We start from the raw sequence: 528 nt of genomic DNA on the forward strand, positions 1-528 counted from the left end.
GGCGGCGTGGACGAGCACGCGCATGACCTCGGCGATCGGCGCGCGCGTCAGCGCCTCGTGGCCGGGGGCGAGGTTCAGCGAGACCTGGAGCGCACCGAGCGAGGAGAAATCCAGCTTGGCGTTCCGCCATTGCAGCATCTTCACGGGATCGAAGGTGTGGTTCTGCAGCGCGTTGACGAGCTCGGGCTCGAACGGCGCGCAGCGCCCCGTGGTGCCGAAGGTGCCGTTGCGCGTGGCGCGGCCGGCGCGCCCTGCGATCTGCGCGAATTCGGACGGCGTCAGACGGCGGAACTGGTAGCCGTCGAACTTGCGGTCGGAGGCGAAGGCGACGTGGTCGACGTCGAGATTGAGGCCCATGCCGACGGCGTCGGTGGCGACGAGATAATCGACGTCGCCGTTCTGGAACATCGCCACCTGCGCATTGCGCGTGCGCGGTGACAGCGAGCCCAGCACCACGGCGGCGCCGCCATGCTGGCGGCGGATCAGCTCGGCGATGGCGTAAACTTCATCCGCCGAGAACGCGACGAT

General features: G+C 68.9%; 1 protein-coding gene. It reads right to left on the reverse strand.

Going from position 1 to position 528, the window contains the following annotated elements; genetic code table 11:
• The coding region (locus MOV75_RS41475; RefSeq protein WP_258719610.1) for a helicase-related protein at nucleotides 1–528 on the reverse strand (528 nt) is incomplete at both ends.

Origin of the sequence: Bradyrhizobium sp. PRIMUS42, assembly GCF_023006515.1 — a bacterium.
Classification (GTDB): domain Bacteria; phylum Pseudomonadota; class Alphaproteobacteria; order Rhizobiales; family Xanthobacteraceae; genus Bradyrhizobium.